Origin of the sequence: Lentzea sp. NBRC 102530, from assembly GCF_030269365.1 — a bacterium.
Taxonomy (GTDB): Bacteria; Actinomycetota; Actinomycetes; order Mycobacteriales; family Pseudonocardiaceae; genus Lentzea.
Window position 1 is genome coordinate 388,486 of the sequence record NZ_BSTF01000004.1, and the last position, 19,145, is coordinate 407,630.

Genomic DNA, 19,145 nt, shown 5'->3' on the forward strand with positions numbered 1-19,145 from the left:
AAAACACCCGTGAACCGGCAGTTCCCGGTCAGCGGCAAGCGGCCGAACGGGCGATGGTCAACATCGCCGGACGGTCGAATTGTCAATAGCTTGACAATGGATGTCTACGCGGTGGTCAGGTTCATCCACCACACGATGGCGCCGGCCCGGCCGTTGACGTCCAGCGTCGAGTAGATGCGTTGCAGGTGGTTCTGCACGGTTTTGGGGGACAGGCCGAGCGACTCCGCGATCATCGCCGTGCTCGCTCCGGCCGCCACGAGTCGCAGCACCTCGATGCCGCGTTTGGTGAGTCCTGCTCGCAGCGCGCGGGCGATCCGGGTGTTCGTGTGCTCGGCGGTACCGGTCTCGTGGAGTTCGCCGGCGTTCGGCACGCGCACCGCGGAGTTCTCGCGCTTGGGCTCGAAACGCCTGTGCGCCAACTGTTCCACGAGTCGTGACGACAGGTCGTGCTCGCGCATCCGCAGCAGATCGCGGCCCTCCTGCAGCTCCCACAACCGGTACTGCTCCAGTTGCAGGCGCGCGTGGCGCAACGCGCGTTCGAGGTCGCCCGCGCGTTCGTGCGCCTCGCTGAGCTGCTGGTGCGCGTGCACCGCGACCTCACGGGCGAGGCAGCTCATCGCGAGTTCCGCGGCCTGGGTGAGCTGGGCGATCTGCTCGGGATGGCGCGCCCGCGCCCCGCTCAGCCTGGCCCGCGCCATCAACGCCTCCGCGCGGGCGACCGGCCGGTTCCTTCCGGCAAGCAACTGGTCAGCGCGCTGCCAGCTGCGGTGCGCGCGGTCAAGTTCACCCAGATCGATGCGCACGTGTGTCAGCAGGACGTTGACCATCGCCATCCGCACCGGGTCGCCGAGCGTCTTCCAGCGGTCGCGGACCTGGGCGCACAACGCTTCCGCGCGCCGGAGCTTGCGCACGCACGGCTCGCCGTCGAGGCTGCACCGGCTCTCCTCCGTCCGGATCATGCAGTGCTCGTGGTACTGCATGCGCATCACCCGTGCCTGTTCGAACAGCACGGAGCCGATCAGCTCGTTGTCGCCGGTGAGCTCCGCGAGGCCCAGCGCGCGGGCGAACGAGTTGAAGCTGCGTTCCCGAGAGTCGAGTCGCAGTTCCACCACGGCACGGGAAAAGCTGCACCGCGCCTGGAGTCCGATGTGGCGGTTGGCGGTCGCGATCTCCTGCACCTTGTCGATGGTGTCGAGCGCGCTCGGCCACAGCCCCCGCTTGCCCAGCGCCACCGACTGCGTCAGCACGCCTTCCGCGACGCCCTCGACGTCGTCCAGCCACGTGAACGCGGCCACCGCCTTTTCGGCGTGCTCCAACGCTTCGCCCGGCCTGCCCTCGTCCAGGGCGATCCTCGCCTCGCGCAGGTTGTGCACGGCGTTGGACCGCGGATCCGCGGTCCTGCCGGGAACCGTCATGGTGAAGCCCCCTCACTCCGGGGGCGAGCCTAGCGGTGGTCGCGGAGTTGACGTTTCAACACTTTTCCGGCCGCGTTGCGAGGCAGCTCCTCGACGAAGAAAACGTCGCGAGGAACGGAGTATCGCGCCAAGTTCGCCTTCACGTGGTCGCGGACCTGTTCGGCCGTAAGTGTTTTTGCGCCTACAACGAACGCGGCGAGGCGCTGGCCCCATTCGTCGTCCGGCACGCCGAGCACCGCGACCTCGGTGACGTCCTCCATCGTCGAGATGAGGTCCTCGACGTCGTGCGGGTACACGTTCTCGCCACCTGAGACGATCATCTCGTCGTCGCGTCCGGCCACGAACAGCAGGCCGTCCTTGAGGTAGCCGAGGTCGCCGGTCGACATCAGGCCGTTCAGCGACTCCTTGCTGGTGCCGTTGGTGTACCCGTCGAACAGCATCTCGTTGCCGACGAAGATCCGGCCGGTCTCGCCCGGCGCCACCGGTGTGCCGTGCTCGTCCACAATGGCCAGTCTGGTGCCGAGCGGTGGCTTGCCCGCCGTGCCCGGCTCCTTCAGCATCTCCTCGGGCGTCGCGATGCTGGCCCAGCTCACCTCGGTCGACCCGTAGAGGTTGTAGAGCACCGGGCCGAACTCGCTCAGCGTGCGGGCCGCGACCTTCGGCGGCAGGGCCGAACCGCTGGAGGCGATGACCCGCAGCTTCGGCCGGTGCCCGGTCTCCAGCATGCGTTGCAGCATCACGGGGACGACGAACATCGCGGTGCACCGGTCGGCGTCCCGCAACGCCTGCGCGGGGTCGAACTTGCGGCGCAGCACCAGGGTGGCGCCGAGCACCAGGCCGAGCTGGAACGCGGCGAGGCCCCAGGCGTGGAAGAGCGGCGAGGTGATGGAGATGACGTCGCCGTGCCTGAGCGGGATCCGCGACAGCAGGGCGGCGGCGGGGGCGAGGCTCGCGGGTTCCGGCCGGCGCGCGCCCTTCGGGCTGCCGGTGGTGCCGGACGTGAGGATGATCAGCCTGCCGCGCGGGGGCCGGCGGGGGAGTGAGGTGCGCGGGCCGTTCGCGATCAGGCCTTCGAGTTCGTCGGCGAAGAACGTGGGGAGGTCCGGGAGCACGCCGGCGAACTCGCGGTCGGCGACGATCCGGTCGATCTCCTGGTCCTGGGCGACCTGGGCCAGTTGTCCTCGGCTCAGACCGGTGTTGAGCAGAACGGCGTCCGCACCGACCTTGGTGCACGCCGTCATCGTCTCGATGAACGCGCGGCCGTTGCGCAGCAGCAGCCCGACGCGTTCCCGGGGGCGGAAGGCGTGCGCGAGCCGGCTGGTGCGCTCGTGCACCTCGGCGTAGGTGAGCACGCCCTCGTCGTCGACGATCGCGGCCCGGTCCGGGTGCCGTCCGGCGCCCGTCTGATACCCCCACGCGAGGGTGATGTCCCAATGCAGGTACCCGCGCACGGTGCCGGCGAGCCCACGCGGGCCCAACGGCCGGATCACTCCGGCTTTGACCAGGGTCAGCAGCACGCGGGTCACCATGCGACCCACTCTGCCATCTACCTACTTGCGAGTAGGTAACGGTGTGACGGCGGTCACGTGTCGGTGTTGGAGGCGCTCACGACGGCATCGCGCAGCGCCGCTCGCAACCGGCCTACCTCCAGTGGTGTCAGGACGGCGGCCTCGCCCGGCGGCACGGTGATCACGATGTGCCCCTGGCTGACGAACACCGTCATGTCCCGTCGGCGCGAAGCGATGTCGCGGCAGCTCACCTGCCACTCCTCTTTGGCTCCCACGGGGTTCTTCCTCCAGCTCACTCGGCGCGCCGGCGCGGTGCCACCGGCGCTCACGTCAGAGAGACGTGTGTCACCGTTCGTCATGACGACGGTTCCGGGTATTCCGTCAGGCGACCGCGCCGAGCTGCGGTTAGCGTCGCAGCTGGGACGAGAATAGGTCACCTGGAGGGGTGAAAATGGCGGAACCGCAACGCATCGTCATCGTCGGAACGGGGCTCGCCGGTGCCTCCGCGGCGGGCGCGCTGCGCGACCGCGGGTACGGCGGCAAGATCACGATGTTCGGCACCGAACACCACCGCCCGTACGAACTCCCCGCGCTGTCCAAGGACGTGCTGCTCGGCAAGGCCGCCGAACCGGCCTGGGTGCACGAGCCGAGCTTCTACGCCGACAACGAGATCGACCTCCAGCTCGGCGTCTCCGTCCTGGAACTCCGGCCGGACGACCACACGATCGTCGACTCGGACGGAGCCGTCCGCCCTTACGACCGGCTGTTGCTCGCCACCGGCTCGCGGCCCCGCGTTCTGCCTGGCGCTCAAGGACATGTGCTGCGCACCCTGGACGACTCGGTGGCGCTGAAGTCCGCGCTGCGCGAGGGCAGGCACGTCGTGGTCATCGGCGCGGGCTGGATCGGCTGCGAGGTCGCCTCCGCCGCCCGCACGCACGGCTGCCGCGTCACGGTCGTCGACCCGCTGGCCGAACCGCTGGTGCGCGTGCTGGGACCCGAGATGGGCGCGATGTTCCGCGGCCTGCACGAAGAGCACGGCGTGGAGTTCGAGCTCGGCACCGGCGTGGCGGGCTTCTCGCCGTCCGGCGTGCGGCTGGACGACGGCACCGAGCTGCACCCGGACGTGACGGTGCTGGCCGTGGGAGCGACGCCACGCCTGGAACTGGCGGAAGCGGCGGGGCTGTCGCTGGCCTCCGGCGGGGTGGCGGTCGACGCGGTGCTGCGCACCTCCGCGCCGGACGTGTTCGCGGCCGGTGACATCGCCGCGCAGGAACACCCGCGCTACGGCGGCCGGGTGCGCGTCGAGCACTGGGCGAACGCGAAGGACCAGGGCACGCACGTCGCCGGGTCGTTGATCGGCCTGGACGAGCCGTACGTGAAGTCGCCGTACTTCTTCACCGACCAGTACGACCTCGGCATGGAGTACCGCGGCCTGGCCGACCCCGACGACGAGCTGGTGGTGCGCGGGGACGTGGCCGCGCGGGAGTTCATCGCGTTCTGGCTGCGGGACGGGCGGTTGCGGGCGGCGATGAACGTCAACGTGTGGGATCACGGCACGGCGCTCAAGGCGTTGGTGGACGCGCAGGCGACGGTGACGGCGGAGCAGCTGAAGGAAGCCGACCTGGGAGCGCTCGTCTAGATGCAGGACCCCTGCAGCGGCCCCTCGCCCTTCGAGAGGTCCTGCAGCACCTTGCGGATCACGGCCATCTCCTCGGCCGAGTACCGGGCCCGGTAGGCGCGTTCGACCTCGGCGAGCGCGTCACCGGCCTCCTTCTGCAGCGCCCGGCCCTTGTCCGTGATGACCGGCGTGCGCACGCGGCGATCGTTCGGATCGGGCACGCGCATCACGAGGCCCGCGCGCTCCAGCTTGTCCAGCTCGCTCGTCAGCGTGGTCTTGTCGAGGCCGAGCATCGCGCCGAGCTTGAGCTGCGTGCGCTGGACCTCTTCGTTGGCGAGCGCCTGGAGCACGAGCTGGCCGCGCAGGGAGACGCCGAACTTGGTGATCTCCTCGGCGAACGACGCGCCGACCCGCTGGGCGGCGCGGTGCAGCAGCCAGTTGATGTCCCACTTCTCCAAGCAGGCTTCGATCAGTTCCGGCTGCTCCTCCATGTGTTCCATCCTACATCCCGGAAGAGATGTTCTCAGCTCAGAACATCTTGACTCGGAAGTTCTCTGCTCGTATGTTCCGAGTATGACCAATCTGCTGCACATCGACACGAGCATTCGGTACGAGGGATCCGTGACCCGCGAGGTGTCCGGCGCGTTCGCGGAGAGCTGGCGTGCCGCCAACCCCGGTTCCGGCTACACCTACCGGGACCTGCACGCGTCGCCCATCCCGCACAAGGACGGCACCGACCAGGGGATTTCGGCCGGCCTGATCGCGGAGATCGACGCGGCGGACGTGATCCTGCTCGGCGCGCCGATGTACAACTACTCGATCCCGTCGACGCTCAAGGCGTGGATCGACCAGGTCGCGACCTCCGAGCACTTCGCCCGTGAGGACGGCACGTTCGCGTGGGGCGGCAAGCGCGTCGTGGTCGTCACGGCTCGTGGTGGTTCCTACAAGCCGGGCACGCCGCGGGAGGGGTTCGACTTCCAGGAGCCGTACCTGCGGGCCGTGCTGTCGATGGTCGGGCTCGACCAGCGGCTGGAGTTCGTGCACGCCGAGCTGACGCTGGCGGACGTCGTGCCGCAGATGCACCAGTTCCGCGAGCTCGCCGTCGAGTCGCTCGCCGACGCGCACCGCGTGGTCAAGGAGCTGGCCAGCGCCTAATGTCGGTCTCGTGATCGACAAGGTGGCCTGGATCTATCTGAAGGACGGCCAGGTGCTCGGCACCCGGTCGCGGGGCAAGGACACGTACTACCTGCCGGGCGGCAAGCGTGAGCAGGGGGAGTCCGACGTCGAGACGCTCGTGCGCGAGATCCGCGAGGAGCTGTCCGTCGAGATCGACGCGGAGACGGCGGAGCACGTCGGGACGTTCGAAGCGCAGGCGCACGGCCACTCGTCGGGGGTGACCGTGCGGATGACCTGCTACACCGCGTCGTTCGACGGGGAACCGGTGGCATCGGCCGAGATCGAGGAACTCGCCTGGCTGACCACCGCGGACGCGGACCGCGTCTCGCCGGTGGACCGGATCATCTTCGCCCACCTGAACGAGGCCGGGCTTCTTCGCTGACCCCTGGAAACGCAAAAAAGGAGAGCAGCGCGCTCCTCCCACTTCAACATATAGCGCACCTGGGGTCTTGCCACAAGACCCCGGGTGTACTTCATCATTTCCCGGCCAACGTCATCTACCTGGGGAAATGGGGAAGACTCCATGATCGACGTCATCATCGCCGGCGGTGGACCGACCGGCATGATGCTGGCCGGGGAGTTGCGCCTGCACGGAGTGGGCGTGCTGGTGCTGGAGAGGGACGCCGAGCCGACGAAGGTCGTCAAGGCGCTCGGGCTGCACGCGCGCAGCATCGAGGTGATGGACCAGCGCGGCCTCGCCGAGCGGTTCCTGGACGCGGGCCAGACCCATCCGCTGGCCGGGTTCTTCGCGGGCATCGACAGGCCCGCGCCCGCGCAGCTCGACACGAAGTACCCGGTGGTGCTCGGCCTGCCGCAGCCGCGGATCGAGCGCCTGCTCACCGAACACGCCCTCGAAGCCGGCGCCGAGATCCGGCGCGGCGTCACCGTCACGGCGTTCGAGCAGGACGACGACGGCGTGTCGGTCACGCTCGAGGACGGCACGTCGTTGCGCGCGCGGTACCTCGTCGGGTGCGACGGCGGCCGCAGCACCGTGCGCAAGCTGGCCGGCATCGACTTCCCCGGCGAGCCGTCGCGAGTGGAGACGCTGCTCGGCGAGATGGAGATCGGCATCCCGTGGGAGGAGGCGATGCCGTTGATGCTGGAGGTCCGCAAGACGCAGAAGCGGTTCGGCATCGGGCCGATCGGCGGCACCGCGACGTACCGCGTCGTCGTGCCCGCGGACGGCGTGCACGAGGACCGGGCCGTCGTGCCGACCCTCGACGACGTGAAGCAGCAGCTGGTGAAGGTCGCGGGCACGGACTTCGGCGTGCACTCGCCGCGCTGGCTGTCCCGGTTCGGTGACGCCACGCGGCAGGCCGAGCGGTACCGGTCCGGCCGGGTGTTCCTCGCGGGCGACGCGGCCCACGTCCACCCGCCCACGGGTGGGCAGGGACTCAACCTGGGCGTGCAGGACGCGTTCAACCTGGGCTGGAAACTCGCGGGCGCGGTGCACGGGTGGGCGCCTGAGGGGTTGCTCGACACCTACGAGGCCGAACGGCACCCGACCGCCGAGGAGGTGCTGAACAACACCCGCGCGCAGATCGAGCTGATGAAGGTCGAACCGGGGCCGCAGGCGGTGCGGCGGCTGCTCACCGAGCTCGTGCAGTTCGAGGAGGTCAACCGCTACCTCATCGAGAAGATCATCGCGGTGGCGGTGCGCTACGACCTCGGCTCGGAGAACCCGCTGGTCGGGCGCCGGATCGGGGACCTGGCGCTGAAGCGCGGCGGGCTCTACGCGCAGATGCACGCGGGGCGCGCGATCCTGCTCGACCAGGCCGGGACGTTGTCCGTCGGCGGCTGGGCGGACCGGGTCGACCACGTCGTGGACGTGAGCGAGGAGCTCGACGCGCCCGCCGTGCTGATCCGGCCGGACGGGCACGTGGCGTGGGCCGGGGAGGACCAGGCGTCGCTCGAAGGGGAGCTCGCGCGCTGGTTCGGCGCGGCGGGCTGAGCACCTGACGGGTGACCTCGGCGACCCCCGCCGGAGGTCACCCGTTCGGGGGCGCGGACCGCTTTGTCACACTGTGCGGCGTGTCCGAGCCGATGACAGCGGTGCTCCTGCGTGCCGCCGAACTCACCGCCTCGGGGAAGCCGCGGCAGGCCATCGACCTGTTGCGGCCCCTCGTGGCGGCGAACCCTCGGCACTCCGAGGCGTGGTGCCGCCTCGCCGCCGCCCACCTCGACCTCGGTGAGGCGGACCAGGCCCTCGACTCCGCCAAGCGCGCGATGGTCCTCGACGGCGATCCCGCCTGGCCGCAGCGGCTGGCCGCGCTGGCGTTGAGCGACCTCGGCCGGCACTCCGAGGCGGCGGTCTCGGCCCGCGAGTCCGTGCGGCGCAAACCCGGCGACTGGCGCGGCTACGTCGTGCTCGCCGAGGTGCTCGCCGACGCGCCGGAGGGCGCCGTGGAGGCGTTCGACTCGGCCCTGCACGCCTCGCAGCTCGCCCCGAGCGAGGCGCGGGCGTTCCAGGTGCTCGGCGACGCGGCGCTGCGGATGCGCGACTGGGGCACCGCCGAGCACGCGTACCGGGCGGCGATCAAGCTCGATCCGTCCGACGCGGACTCGAAGGCGAACCTCGCGACCGTGCAACGGCGGCGTTCGGCCAGGCCTCCCGCGCCGTCGCAGTTGAACAAGGTCCAGGTGTGGCGTGCGCTGCGCACTCTCTCGTTGCTGCTCATCGGCGGCGGTTTACTCGCGTTGATCGCGGGCATGCCCCGCCCGACGCCCTACCTGGGGTTCTTCACCGGCGCGCTGGTGCTGTGCTGCCTGGTCGTGGGGCTGCGGCTGCGACCGTTCTCGCTGCTCTTCAGCCTGCGCAAGCTCGCCGTGACGGTGTCCCTGCTGGGCGTTTCGGCCCTCGTTCTCGTCGGCTGGACCATCGCGTTGTTCCTCGGGGCTACGACGATGCAGCCACTTGTGCTTTCCTGGTTGTGCGCTGTCGTGGGGGGAGCGCTCGTCTACGTCGGTGGAGGCAGGAAGCGGTGATGCGTCGCAACGCGGTCGCGCTCGCGTTCCTGCTGTTCCTCGGACAGCTGTTCATCGTCGGCGCGCCCGCGGAGCCCGTGGTGGCCGGTGCCGTCGTCCAGCACGGCCACGACGTCGCGAACCTCCCGGTCACCGCCCCCAAACCGCACAACCCGCACGCCGCCCAGGTGCCGCAGGCCCAGGTGGCGTCCGACGTGCCGCCGGTCGCGAAGCCCGCGCTGCCGATGCGGTTCGTCGTCTCGTTCGCCCGGCGCGTGCACCGCACGCCCGAGGGCATCCGCTGGACCCCGCAGCCCGCTCGTTCACCGCCTTCCGGTCGCTGAATCTCTCTTCCAGCAACCACTTTCCTCATCGGAAGGCTCTTTCACCCATGTCGCGCGAAAACGCGCGACGAGGGTTGCTCGTGCGCGGTCTCATAGCGCTCGGGGTCCTCGTCGCATCCGCATTCCTCCTGCTCACCACAGATCCCCGCCTCGGCCTCGACCTGCGCGGCGGAACCCAGATCGTGCTCCAGGCCCAGGGCGACTCCGACGCCGCCGACCGGTCGATGGAGGTCCTGCGCCGCCGCGTCGACGCGCTCGGCGTCGCCGAACCCGTCATCGCGCGCTCCGGCGAGAACCGGATCGTCGTCGAACTGCCCGGCCTGCAGGACCCCGAAGAGGCCGTGAAGGTCCTCGGCCAGACCGCGCAGCTCACCGTGCAACGCAACGGCCAGACCGTGATGACCGGTGAGGGCATCTCCGACGCCCAGGCCAACGCCAACCCGCAGGGCGCGGGCTTCGTGGTCAACATCCAGTTCCAGGGCGAGGGCTCGAAGACCTGGCAGAAGGTCACCGGCGAGGCGGCCTGCGAACCGTCCGGCACGCCCGGCCGCCAGATCGCGTTCGTGCTCGACGGCAAGCCCATCTCGTCGCCCGAGGTCAGCCTCGACACGCCCTGCGGCGGTGGCCAGGCGGGCGGCGCGACCACGATCACCGGCCGGTTCTCGCAGCCGGAAGCCAAGGAACTCGCCCTGGTGATCCGCTCCGGCGCGTTGCCCGTGCCGGTCGAGGTGATCGAACAGCGCACCGTCGGCGCCACCCTGGGTGCCGAGGCCATCGAGGCCAGCGCCAAGGCCGCGATCATCGGCATCGCCCTGACCTCGTTGTTCCTCATGTTCGCCTACCGGCTCGCGGGCTTCCTGGCCGTCGTCGCGCTGGTCGGGTACGCGGGTGTCGCCTACGCCGGGCTGCTGGCGGTGGGGGCGACGTTGACCTTGCCGGGCCTCGCCGGCTTCGTGCTGGCGATCGGCATGGCGGTCGACGCGAACGTCCTGATCTTCGAGCGGGCGCGCGAGGAGTACGCGCGAAAACCGAATCTCCGCCGTGCCTCGGAGAACGGCTTCCGCGGTGCGTTGAGCGCGATCGCCGACTCGAACGTGACGACGTTGCTCGCCGCCGGTCTGCTGTTCTGGCTGGCCACCGGCCCCGTGCGCGGCTTCGGTGTCACGTTGACCATCGGTGTGCTGGCCTCGATGTTCAGCGCCCTGGTCCTGTCCCGCGTGCTCGTCGTGTGGGTGATCGGCTCGCGTTTCATCGCCAAGCGCCCTCGGCTGAGCGGCCTGCACACGCTGGGCTACGTCCGCCAGCGCCTGTCCGTGGTGCTGTACCGGCGGCCGTCGCGGTGGCTGATCAGCGCCGGTGTGCTGGTGCTGGTCGCGTTCGCGGGCCTCTTCCTGCGCGGCCTGAACCTGGGCGTCGAGTTCACCGGCGGCCGCATGCTCGACTTCACCGCGGGCGGTGGCGTCGACGCGGGGCGCGTGCGCACCGCACTGGCAGACGCCGGCTTCTCCGACGTGGTCGTGTCGTCGTCGGGCAACGAGGTGTCGCTGCGCACCGGTCCGATCGACGACGCGACGTCCAACCGCATCGGCGAGGTCGTCTCGTCGGCCGTCGACGGCGGCGCCCGCCAGTCGAGCAACGAGCTGATCGGGCCGTCGCTGTCGTCCGAACTGCGCCGCAACGCCATCATCGGCCTCGCCATCGCCGTCGCCGCACAGCTGGTCTACCTGGCCGTCCGCTTCGACTGGCGCCTCGGCCTCGCCACGGTCACCGCCCTGATCAGCGACGTCCTGGTACTGATCGGACTCTTCGCGTGGATGGGCAAGACCGCGGACGGCGTGTTCCTGGCCGCGCTGCTCACCGTCATCGGCTACTCGGTCAACGACTCCGTCGTCGTCTTCGACCGCCTGCGCGAACTGCGTGGGTCGCGGTTGAAGGCCGCGTATCCGGACGTGGTGTCGGACGCGGTCGTGCAGACCGTGCCGCGCACCGTGAACACCGGTATCGGCGTGCTGTTCGTGCTGGCGGCGTTGCTGGTGCTGGGCGACGGCTCGCTCGCGGACTTCGCGATCGCGCTGCTGATCGGCCTCGTGGCGGGCACGGTGTCCACAGTGGTCACGGCCGCTCCGATCGCGATCTGGCTGGAGTCGCGCTGGCCCCGGCAGGCGGTGGCGCGGAAGCGCCCGGCGTCCGCGCGGGTCTAGTGCGTGCCGGGCCGTCCGTAGCAAAGTAGGCGGCATGACCTCTTTCGCCGCGTACCAGAACGAGATCTACCTCCAGGGGCTCGGCGGCACCGTGCCGCCGTTCACCACCGACCCGGACGCGCTGGAGCAGTCCGCGCGCGACCGCCTCGGCCCCGGTCCGTTCTGGTACGTGGCGGGAGGCGCCGGCTCGGGCGCCACCGTGCGGGCGAACCGCGAGGCGTTCGACCGCGTCCGGATCGTGCCGCGGATGTTGACCAACGCGACCGAACGGCACCTCGGCGTGTCCGTGCTGGGGACCGAGCTGCCCGCGCCGGTGATGCTCGCACCCGTTGGCGTGCAGTCGATCCTGCACCCGGACGGCGAACTCGCGACCGCCCGTGCCGCCGCCGAACTCGGCATCCCGATGGTGCTGTCGACCGCGTCCTCGCACACCATCGAGGAGGTCGCGGAGGCGTCCGGCGAGGGCCCGCGCTGGTACCAGCTGTACTGGCCGAACGACCCCGACGTGTGCGCGTCGTTGCTGGAACGCGCTCGCAAGGCCGGGTACACGGCGCTGGTCGTCACGCTCGACACGTGGACGCTGGCGTGGCGCCCGCACGACCTGGACCAGTCCTACCTGCCGTTCCTGCGGGGCGTCGGCACGGCGATCCCGTTCAGCGACCCGGTTTTCCGCGCCGGACTGCAGAAGTCGCCGGAGGAGGACCTGCCGATGGCGATCCTGCGGTGGGTGCAGCTGTTCACCGGCACCGACAAGTCGTGGGACCAACTCGAGTTCCTGCGCGCGCACTGGGACGGACCGATCGTCCTCAAAGGAATCCAGCACGCCGACGACGCCCGCAAGGCCGTCGAGTACGGAATGGACGGTGTCGTCGTCTCGAACCACGGCGGCCGCCAGGTGGACGGCGCGGTCGGGTCGCTGGACGCGTTGCCGTCGATCGTGGAGGCCGTGGGGGAGCAGGTCGACGTGCTGTTCGACTCGGGCATCCGCACCGGCGCCGACATCGTGAAGGCGCTGGCGCTGGGGGCCAAGGCCGTGATGGTGGGGCGGCCGTTCGCGTACGGGCTCGCGCACGGCGGGCAGGTGGGCGTGAAGCACGTGCTGCGCAGCCTGCTCGCGGACTTCGACCTGACGCTGGGACTCTCGGGTCACCGCAGCCCGGCCGACCTGGGGCCGGACGCGCTGCGGTTCTCCTGATCTGCGACAGAGGCCGGGGTGCTGGTGCACCCCGGCCGTTCTGCTCTTACGGCATGGTCGCGGTCATCCGCGCCAGCGTGCCGAAGTCGGCCGGCTGCACCCGCAGCCAGCCTTCGCTCTTCGCCGCCAGGTACCGCCCGCTCGGCGTGTCGATGTACGTCAGCGGGTTGATGCAGCGCTGCTTGCGGCCCAGGTGATCGCGCTTGGCCGAGAACACCTGACCGCCGCCCGTCCGCGGCTGCCCCATGATCTCCCGCAGCTGCGCGACCAACTGGTCGTTCGGCGTGCTCGTCGGCCTGCTCTGCTGCATGAACGACCCGGTGTCCTCATAGGACGGTTGCCGCTTCTGCTGCAACGCGTCCTCGGGAAGCGTGATCGGGTTGCCCTTGCCCGCCGGCGTCGGCGGCAGCGCGCCGACCAGTGCCTGCGGGGCCTCGTCGGCCCGCACCGGTTCGAGCACGAACTGCTGGTCCGGCGTGAGCAGGATCCGCAGCGCGTCCTGCCCGTTCGTCACGACGAGCACGCTCTGCTGGGGCCCGTCCTTCAAGCTGAAGAACGCCCAGTACTCCACCCCGGCCTCGACGACGAGCCGCAGCGCGTTGGCCAGATCCGGGTGGATCTGCCCGCCACGCGCGAGCCCGTACTGCTCGAGCTGCGCCCAAGCCGACCGTTGCAGCCGTTCGAGCTCACTCACGTCACCCGACTCGAGAAGTCCCTCGTCGAACTCGACCTGGGTGAGCAGCGCACGGTGCATCGTCGGCAGACCCGCGGCCTGCCACGCCTGGTAGAGCGCCGTGACAGGGATGGCGACCCTGCTCCGCAGCACGTTTTCCCCCTTATCCGCCGATGACCGGCGGAGCGACCATCGTTCCGTCGCCGAAGATGTCCTCGGTCTCCTGCAAGTACGAGGCGGACTTGTGCTCGCTGTCCTCGGCACCCTCGCCGCGACCACCACCAGCACCCATGCCGCCACCCATGCCGGCCGCGCCACCACGCCCGGCGGCACCGGCCGCACCGGCTCCGGCAGGCCCGAAGCCACCGGCACCACGACCACCTTCACCGGCGACGCCGGCAGCACCACCGAAGCCGGCCGCCCCAGCGCCCATGGCGCCGGGCCCGCCCATACCGCGAGCTGCCGCAGCACCACCGAGACCACCAGCGCCACCACCGGCACCACCGCCACGGCCGCCGCCGGCACCACCACCGCCGGGGCCGCCGGGACCGTTCAGGCCACCGGGACGGTTGCGCGGGTTGTTCGGGTCGAGCGGCCCGCCGGGACGACGCGGGTTGTTGGGGTCGAGCGGCCCGCCAGGACGGCGCGGATCGTTCGGGTCGTACCTGCCACCGGGCGGGACCGTCGGGTCGCCGATGTTGGTCGGCGGCCGGTTGCGGCCGTCGTCGGGCGGCGGGACGTTCGGGAACCTGTCGTCCACGCCGGCCGGGTTCGTGCCGTCGGTCGGCGGCTTCCAGCCGGACAGGTTGGTGCCGTCCTGGCCGGTGCCGGTGCCGACGCCGCTGCGGTCGCCACCGCCGGGGTTGCTGCCGATGGGCGGAGGCGTGTTCTTGCCGGACCCGACCTCGTCGATCTTGTACTTGCCGTCCGCCGGTCCCTCTTGGACGTTCGCGTCGTCGGCGTTGGGCGAGATGAACGTGGGCTGGTTGTCGGTGCTCGCGGTCACGGCGGAGGCGTACTGGTTGAACGCCCGCACGTTCTGCTCGCTGACCTGCTGGTTCTTCTCGACGGCCTTGTCGTAGTCGGTGTCCCACCAGGCCATGTCGTTGAGGAACGGCTTGTCCGGAACGGCCGGGGGCTGGGCCATGGCGTTGCGCGCGTTGACGTACGCCTCGCCGACGGCGTCCGCGCTCGTACCCGCCTGCGTGGCCGAGTCGCCCGTGACGGTCGCCCAGGTGGCCAGGGGCGAGGTCGCGCCACGTGCCGCGTCACCTGCCGAGCCTTCCCAGGCGGCACCGGAGTCGCGCACGGCCTGCTCGATCAGCTGGGCGACGTCACCGTGGCCGCTGGAGAGATCGCGCCAGGCCTGTGCGGTGACCGAGGTGCTCTGGCCGGGGCCGCTGCCGTTCTGGAACCACTTGTAGATCGTGTCGCCGCCCGCGAAGGGGAGTACGGCGAAACCGCCGATGTTCGGCTCATCCCCAGCCATCTCGCTACCCCTTCAGGTTTGTGATGATCAGTTGTGCGACCCGTTCCGCCTCGGGGCAGGCCTTCTTCGTGGCCTGCTCATCGGCGGCGAGGTTGACCTGAACCGTGACCGAGTCGGTCTTGGAAGCCTGGATGGAGACCAGGCAGGTGATCAGGCCGTCGAGTTGGTCGGTGGAGACCACCCGGACACCGTCGATCTTCTTGTCGTCGAAGACCGGGTTGTTCTTGACGTTGGCGACCATGTCGTCGAACGGCTTCTTCTCGGTCACGGAAACCGTGTACCGGGAGTTCTTGATGACGTCCTGGCCCTTCCACTCGCACAGCGGGCCGAGTTCCCCGGTGCCGGGCGCGGGCGCCCGCACAGAACCGAGCGTCGTGGTCTGGCTCGAGGTGAGGATGCTGCACGGGGCGCTGACGTACTTGGCGATGCTGAGGCCCGGGTCACTGCTGGTGGGCTCCGTGCTCGTCTGCTCGCCGCCGGTCGTCGGCGCGGGAGTGGGGTTGCCACCGGTCTGAGAGCTCGTGCACCCGGCGAGCGCACCGAACGCGAGCACGGCGGTCAGGAGGGCGGTCATTCGCTTCAAGATCGTGTCAGCCCTTCATGGCGGACTTCGCCGCGTCGTCGGTGGCCCGGTACTCGGCCAGGGCCTTCTCGATGTTCTTGATCGTCTGCTCGAGCGCTTTTCGTGCTTCGCGGTTCGCCCAGAGATAGCCGCCGGGCTCACCGCCGGCCGTCTTGCGCATGGCGAGCGTCGCGTAGCCGCTGTACGGGTCGGGGCCGGGAGCACCAGCGGACTGGATGCGGCCGCTCGCGTTTTCCAGGTCCATCAGTTGCTCGATGGCCTTCTTCAGGCCGTCGATCATCTTCTGGGCCTGGTCGGGGTCGACGCTGAACTTCGCGGTCCCGCCGCCGCCCGCACCCGAACCTCCGAGAGCAGACCCGACGGCTCCTCCCACGGCAGCGCCGGTCGCCCACGGAACGACCGCGTCGAACATCAGCATCCTGGCCAGCTCCCCTCAGAACTCAACACCCCGGTTAGAGGATTTTCGCATAGGACCGGTTCCCTGCGCGGGCGAACGAACCAGCTGATCAGGTCACATGGCCGATTCGTACAAGACCGGGGCACCCCCACGAGCATAGGTTCGGGGCATGATCGAGCAAGCGAGGAACTTCCTCTGGCACAACGCCCGCACGCTGGAACAACGCTGGTTCGAGCACGCCTTCGACGGCGGCAAGGCAGAACACGTGGTCCAGGCGGTGCTGGCCTACCGCAACGACGACGGCGGGTACGGCTACGGCCTCGAGCCGGATCACCGCGGGCCCACCAGCCAGCCGCTGCACGCACTGCGGGCCTTGCAGACCTTCGCCGACGTGAACGCCCCCGAGCATGCCGCAGGCATCCTGACCTGGCTGAACGCCACCTGTCCCGACGGGTCGGTGCCGTTCGGCCTGTCCACGTCGAAGGACCACCCGAAGGCTCCCTGGGTGCAGGCCGACGACCAGGGCGGGCTGCTGCTGACGTCCCAGATCGCCGCGACCCTGCACGCGCTCAAGCAGACGGACCCGTGGCTCGACCGGGCCACCGACTACTGCTGGCAGGAGATCGAGAAGCTCGAACGAACGCACCCGTACGAGCTGCGCGGTGCGGCGATGTTCCTGGACGAGGTGCCGGACCGGGCACGGGCCGAACTGGCGGCGGAGAAGCTCAAGCACCTCAAGCCCAGCACCGAGGGTTACGCGGACGGCGAGGGGCTGGAGCTGCACCAGTTCGCGCAGAGGCCGACGAGCCTCGCGACGGCCTGGTTCACCGAGGAAGAGCTGGCCGAGGACCTCGACCAGCTCGAAGCAGGGCAGCAGGAGGACGGCGGCTGGGACTTCCACTTCCCGGCCTTCACCCCGGTCGTCAAGTTCGAGTGGCGGTCCATCGCCACCGTCGACGCCCTGCTGACGCTGCGCCGCTACGGCCGGATCAGCTGACCCAGCGACACCCCGGCGAGCGCGCGGACCTCGCGGGCCAGGTGCGCCTGGTCCGCGTAGCCGGCCGAAGCGGCAACCGCGGCGAAGGACTCGCCGGACCACGCCAGGCGCAACGCCGAGTCGAAGCGCAGCACGCGTTGCAGCACCTTGGGCGGATAGCCGAACGCGTCCAGGCAACGACGACGCAGCTGGCGTGAGCTCAGCCCGATCTCCCAAGCCGCGGCAGCCACGTCAGAACGCCGCAGCAAAGACGCCGTAGCGGCCAACGCCGGATCGACGGCGACCCGCGACGCGCAGAACGCCACCATCGCGGAGAACGAGTCCAAGCGGGCCGAAGGAACCAGCTCGGCCAGAGGAACCCGCAGGTCGCGAACGGCATGAGCGGGCACCCCGAACACCGACGGAAACGCGCCGGGCGGCAACCGCACCCCGTACAACGTCCCGGCCGAAACGGAAGCCATCTGCGCGGCGGTGTCCGGCCCGGCCACCACCAGCGCACCGGAAGCAGGCGTCCACATCAGGTCCGTGCAGCCGTCCGGCACCACGCGCTGCACGGTCGGGGCCGACACCGTGCGCGTCCAGAGACAGGCCAGACCCGCGGGAGCTGGACGTTCGGCGTACACACCCCGACCGTACCTGCTTCCGGTCCCTGCAAACTTTGTCATCCTTGGTGTCAAAGGGACGCCGTCGCCAACGGAGGAGACGGCCGACGTCATGCGCGCCCAGGTCAACGTCGGCGCCCAGCCGCAGAAGCGCGCGTACGACGCAAAAAGATCATCGGCTTCTGGCACGACTTCGTCCACACGGGATACGGCCTGTCCGCCATCTCGCACGTGGCCGAGACCACGAGGATCCAGGGCGCCGACCTCTACCCGGAGATCGGCACGCGGCTGCGGGAAGCGCTCGGGTTCCAGGCGACGAACTGAACGGTCCGCCGTCGGCACGGCACCGACAACCTCGGGTAAACGAAAAACGGGGCCTCAGTCGAAACTGAGGCCCCGTTCTCAAGTGGACGATACTGGGATTGAACCAGTGACCCCTACCGTGTCAAGGTAGTGCTCTCCCGCTGAGCTAATCATCCGTGGTCGTGCGGATGGAAGCTTAGCGGATGGCCCAAAGGGGCCGCGAACCGAGGGTCAGGTTCCGAACTTCACCCAGTTCACGCTCACGTACGGCGAAGGCTGCCCGCTCGTGAAGGTGACGTACACGTCGTGCGTCCCGGTGATGTTCGAGATGTTCGCGGGGATGGTTCTCCACGCGTCCCACCCACCGGTGTTGCCGACCGCGATCGACCCTACGGGCGTGGCCGTGCGCGACCCGAGCCGCACCTCGACCAACCCGCTCACGCCACCGCCGGCACCCGACGCCACGCGGGCGTAGAACTGCCGGGCCGGGCCCGAGCCGAAGTTCACGCCGGAGAACTTCAGGTAGCCGCCGTTCGCGATCTGATGCACGCCCGAACCGCCATCACCGGGCGCAACGGAGCCACCGGACCGCTCGGACGCGTTCTCCGCCTGCAGCTCGTTGTACGCGGAACCCCCACCGCCGGGGTTCGACGTCGTGGTCGTAGTGGTGGTGGTCGGGACAGTGCCACCAGCCGAGTAGACCGCCACGTAGTCCACGACCATCGAGTGCCCGGATTGCGTGGCCGCGACAGGGGTCGGCTGGTTGTTGTTGAGCGCGTTCGGGAACGCGCCGCCCATCGCGAGGTTGAGCAGGATGAAGTGGCCGGCGTGCGACGTCATCGCGTTCCACACGTTCACGCCGACCCGGGCCTGCGTGACCTGGTGGAACGACTGGCCGTCGACGAACCACGTGAACGTCTTCGCGGCGTCGTCCCACTCGAAGCGGTACGTGTGGAAGGCGCTCTGGCACGACGAACCGGGGCACGCCCGCGAGTTGCCGATGCCGGTGAACTCACCGCAGGCGCCGCCGGGTGCGACGTCGCAGTGCAGCACGCCCCACACCGAGTTGAGGCCGTTGACGTTCTCCATGATGTCGAACTCGCCGATGCCCGGCCAGTTCCAGTAGTTGCCGCGGTAGGGCGAGCCGAGGGTCCAGAACGCCGGCCAGTAGCCGAGCGCGGCCTCGCCCGTGACGTTCGGCATCTGGATGCGGCCCTCGATGGCGAGCTTGCCGCCCGCCGGTGGCTTGAAGTTCGAGCGCTGGGTCTCGATGCGCGCCGACGTCCAGTTGCCCGCGCCGTCCTTCAACGCGGTGATGCGCAGGTTGCCGTTGCCGTCGAGCTTGAGGTTGCTGGTGCTGTTCGTGTAGTTCTGGATCTCGCCGGTACCCCAGTTGGCAGGGCCGCCGGGGTAGCCGTGGCCGGTGTCGATGATCCAGTTGGCGCTCGACGGCAGCGATCCGTTCGAACCGTTGAAGTCGTCACCCCACACCTGCGTCCATCCCGATGCAGGGGGTGGGATCGAAGCGTTGGCGGACATGGCGGCGATCGCCAGGGGTACCGCGGCAATAAGAGCTGTCGTGGCCGCGAGGATGCGGCGGCGTTGCCTCATGCGCGAGTGACCTCCTTGTCACGGGTGCAGTCCATTTATGAGAGCGCTCTCACGGTGCAAGAACAAGCG

Annotated in this window: 19 protein-coding genes and 1 tRNA gene; 9 read left to right on the forward strand and 11 right to left on the reverse strand. The window is 69.8% G+C overall.

Annotation, left to right across the window (positions count from 1 at the left end; translation table 11 throughout):
- Window positions 1–104: 104 nt before the first annotated feature.
- The 3 genes from QSK25_RS13330 to QSK25_RS13340 are packed head-to-tail and all read right to left on the reverse strand — an operon-like array spanning window position 105 to window position 3,198.
- A complete protein-coding gene (locus tag QSK25_RS13330; RefSeq protein ID WP_285638434.1) occupies window positions 105–1,415 on the reverse strand; it encodes a response regulator transcription factor in 1,311 nt (436 codons plus the stop codon).
- A gap of 29 nt (window positions 1,416–1,444) precedes the next feature.
- Window positions 1,445–2,944, reverse strand: a complete 1,500-nt coding sequence (locus tag QSK25_RS13335; RefSeq protein ID WP_285638436.1) for an AMP-binding protein — start codon at window positions 2,942–2,944, stop codon at window positions 1,445–1,447.
- Window positions 2,945–2,997: 53 nt separating this feature from the next.
- Complete coding sequence (locus QSK25_RS13340) at window positions 2,998–3,198, reverse strand: hypothetical protein (protein ID WP_285638438.1); 201 nt, start codon at window positions 3,196–3,198, stop codon at window positions 2,998–3,000.
- Window positions 3,199–3,374: 176 nt separating this feature from the next.
- Here QSK25_RS13340 and QSK25_RS13345 point away from each other — a divergent pair, with 176 nt between their 5' ends.
- Window positions 3,375–4,562 (forward strand): NAD(P)/FAD-dependent oxidoreductase, encoded by a 1,188-nt coding sequence (locus QSK25_RS13345; RefSeq protein WP_285638440.1) that lies wholly within the window; start codon window positions 3,375–3,377, stop codon window positions 4,560–4,562.
- Here QSK25_RS13345 and QSK25_RS13350 read toward each other — a convergent pair.
- The gene (locus tag QSK25_RS13350) at window positions 4,559–5,032 is read right to left on the reverse strand and encodes a MarR family winged helix-turn-helix transcriptional regulator (RefSeq protein WP_285638442.1); all 474 of its coding nucleotides are present in this window, start codon (window positions 5,030–5,032) and stop codon (window positions 4,559–4,561) included. The genes QSK25_RS13345 and QSK25_RS13350 overlap by 4 nt on opposite strands.
- An 82-nt stretch (window positions 5,033–5,114) precedes the next feature.
- Between QSK25_RS13350 and QSK25_RS13355 the strand changes: the two genes are divergently transcribed.
- The 7 genes from QSK25_RS13355 (at window position 5,115) to QSK25_RS13385 (ending at window position 12,421) form a co-directional block, all read left to right on the forward strand.
- Window positions 5,115–5,696 (forward strand): FMN-dependent NADH-azoreductase, encoded by a 582-nt coding sequence (locus tag QSK25_RS13355; protein WP_285638444.1) that lies wholly within the window; start codon window positions 5,115–5,117, stop codon window positions 5,694–5,696.
- Window positions 5,697–5,706: 10 nt separating this feature from the next.
- The gene (locus tag QSK25_RS13360; protein WP_285638446.1) at window positions 5,707–6,099 is read left to right on the forward strand and encodes an NUDIX hydrolase; all 393 of its coding nucleotides are present in this window, start codon (window positions 5,707–5,709) and stop codon (window positions 6,097–6,099) included.
- Window positions 6,100–6,240: 141 nt separating this feature from the next.
- Window positions 6,241–7,668, forward strand: coding sequence for a rifampin monooxygenase (rox, locus tag QSK25_RS13365; RefSeq protein WP_285638448.1), 1,428 nt, complete (start codon window positions 6,241–6,243; stop codon window positions 7,666–7,668).
- A gap of 80 nt (window positions 7,669–7,748) precedes the next feature.
- Entirely contained in the window at window positions 7,749–8,702 is a 954-nt protein-coding gene (locus QSK25_RS13370) for a tetratricopeptide repeat protein (protein WP_285638450.1), read from the forward strand.
- Window positions 8,702–9,025 (forward strand): hypothetical protein, encoded by a 324-nt coding sequence (locus QSK25_RS13375; protein WP_285638457.1) that lies wholly within the window; start codon window positions 8,702–8,704, stop codon window positions 9,023–9,025. The genes QSK25_RS13370 and QSK25_RS13375 overlap by 1 nt, the downstream gene beginning before the upstream one ends.
- 80 nt (window positions 9,026–9,105) lie before the next feature.
- Window positions 9,106–11,226 carry a protein translocase subunit SecD gene (gene secD, locus QSK25_RS13380; protein ID WP_352235807.1) on the forward strand — a complete coding sequence of 707 codons (2,121 nt, stop codon included), beginning with the start codon at window positions 9,106–9,108 and terminating at the stop codon, window positions 11,224–11,226.
- 34 nt (window positions 11,227–11,260) lie between these two features.
- On the forward strand, window positions 11,261–12,421 hold the full coding sequence (locus QSK25_RS13385) for a lactate 2-monooxygenase (RefSeq protein WP_285638464.1): 1,161 nt from the start codon (window positions 11,261–11,263) through the stop codon (window positions 12,419–12,421).
- Window positions 12,422–12,467: 46 nt separating this feature from the next.
- On the opposite strand, the gene QSK25_RS13390 is transcribed toward QSK25_RS13385, so the two are convergent.
- The 4 genes from QSK25_RS13390 to QSK25_RS13405 are packed head-to-tail and all read right to left on the reverse strand — an operon-like array spanning window position 12,468 to window position 15,584.
- Entirely contained in the window at window positions 12,468–13,247 is a 780-nt protein-coding gene (locus tag QSK25_RS13390; RefSeq protein ID WP_285638466.1) for an ESX secretion-associated protein EspG, read from the reverse strand.
- 10 nt (window positions 13,248–13,257) lie between these two features.
- A complete protein-coding gene (locus QSK25_RS13395; RefSeq protein WP_285638468.1) occupies window positions 13,258–14,583 on the reverse strand; it encodes a PPE domain-containing protein in 1,326 nt (441 codons plus the stop codon).
- A gap of 4 nt (window positions 14,584–14,587) precedes the next feature.
- Entirely contained in the window at window positions 14,588–15,157 is a 570-nt protein-coding gene (locus tag QSK25_RS13400) for a DUF3558 domain-containing protein (RefSeq protein WP_285638470.1), read from the reverse strand.
- A 16-nt stretch (window positions 15,158–15,173) separates the two neighbouring features.
- A complete protein-coding gene (locus QSK25_RS13405; protein WP_285638472.1) occupies window positions 15,174–15,584 on the reverse strand; it encodes a hypothetical protein in 411 nt (136 codons plus the stop codon).
- A gap of 148 nt (window positions 15,585–15,732) precedes the next feature.
- Between QSK25_RS13405 and QSK25_RS13410 the strand changes: the two genes are divergently transcribed.
- The gene (locus QSK25_RS13410) at window positions 15,733–16,560 is read left to right on the forward strand and encodes a hypothetical protein (protein WP_285638474.1); all 828 of its coding nucleotides are present in this window, start codon (window positions 15,733–15,735) and stop codon (window positions 16,558–16,560) included.
- On the opposite strand, the gene QSK25_RS13415 is transcribed toward QSK25_RS13410, so the two are convergent.
- The 3 genes from QSK25_RS13415 to QSK25_RS13425 all read right to left on the reverse strand — a co-directional run bounded on the left by QSK25_RS13415 (window position 16,542) and on the right by QSK25_RS13425 (window position 19,076).
- Window positions 16,542–17,183 carry a helix-turn-helix domain-containing protein gene (locus tag QSK25_RS13415; RefSeq protein WP_285638476.1) on the reverse strand — a complete coding sequence of 214 codons (642 nt, stop codon included), beginning with the start codon at window positions 17,181–17,183 and terminating at the stop codon, window positions 16,542–16,544. The genes QSK25_RS13410 and QSK25_RS13415 overlap by 19 nt on opposite strands.
- Before the next feature lie 386 nt (window positions 17,184–17,569).
- Window positions 17,570–17,641: transfer RNA gene (locus tag QSK25_RS13420), tRNA-Val, on the reverse strand.
- Window positions 17,642–17,696: 55 nt separating this feature from the next.
- Entirely contained in the window at window positions 17,697–19,076 is a 1,380-nt protein-coding gene (locus QSK25_RS13425; RefSeq protein ID WP_285638478.1) for a carbohydrate-binding protein, read from the reverse strand.
- Between the last annotated feature and the right edge of the window lie 69 nt (window positions 19,077–19,145).

Coding starts and splice junctions, on each gene's coding strand:
- QSK25_RS13335 (WP_285638436.1), bottom strand. CDS start 2,944: ATGGTGACCCGCGTGCTGCTGACCCTGGTCAAAGCCGGAGTGATCCGG.
- rox (WP_285638448.1), top strand. CDS start 6,241: ATGATCGACGTCATCATCGCCGGCGGTGGACCGACCGGCATGATGCTG.
- QSK25_RS13410 (WP_285638474.1), top strand. CDS start 15,733: ATGATCGAGCAAGCGAGGAACTTCCTCTGGCACAACGCCCGCACGCTG.
- QSK25_RS13350 (WP_285638442.1), bottom strand. CDS start 5,032: ATGGAGGAGCAGCCGGAACTGATCGAAGCCTGCTTGGAGAAGTGGGAC.
- QSK25_RS13400 (WP_285638470.1), bottom strand. CDS start 15,157: ATGACCGCCCTCCTGACCGCCGTGCTCGCGTTCGGTGCGCTCGCCGGG.
- QSK25_RS13355 (WP_285638444.1), top strand. CDS start 5,115: ATGACCAATCTGCTGCACATCGACACGAGCATTCGGTACGAGGGATCC.
- QSK25_RS13385 (WP_285638464.1), top strand. CDS start 11,261: ATGACCTCTTTCGCCGCGTACCAGAACGAGATCTACCTCCAGGGGCTC.
- QSK25_RS13330 (WP_285638434.1), bottom strand. CDS start 1,415: ATGACGGTTCCCGGCAGGACCGCGGATCCGCGGTCCAACGCCGTGCAC.
- QSK25_RS13345 (WP_285638440.1), top strand. CDS start 3,375: ATGGCGGAACCGCAACGCATCGTCATCGTCGGAACGGGGCTCGCCGGT.
- QSK25_RS13395 (WP_285638468.1), bottom strand. CDS start 14,583: ATGGCTGGGGATGAGCCGAACATCGGCGGTTTCGCCGTACTCCCCTTC.
- QSK25_RS13375 (WP_285638457.1), top strand. CDS start 8,702: ATGCGTCGCAACGCGGTCGCGCTCGCGTTCCTGCTGTTCCTCGGACAG.
- QSK25_RS13425 (WP_285638478.1), bottom strand. CDS start 19,076: ATGAGGCAACGCCGCCGCATCCTCGCGGCCACGACAGCTCTTATTGCC.
- QSK25_RS13405 (WP_285638472.1), bottom strand. CDS start 15,584: ATGCTGATGTTCGACGCGGTCGTTCCGTGGGCGACCGGCGCTGCCGTG.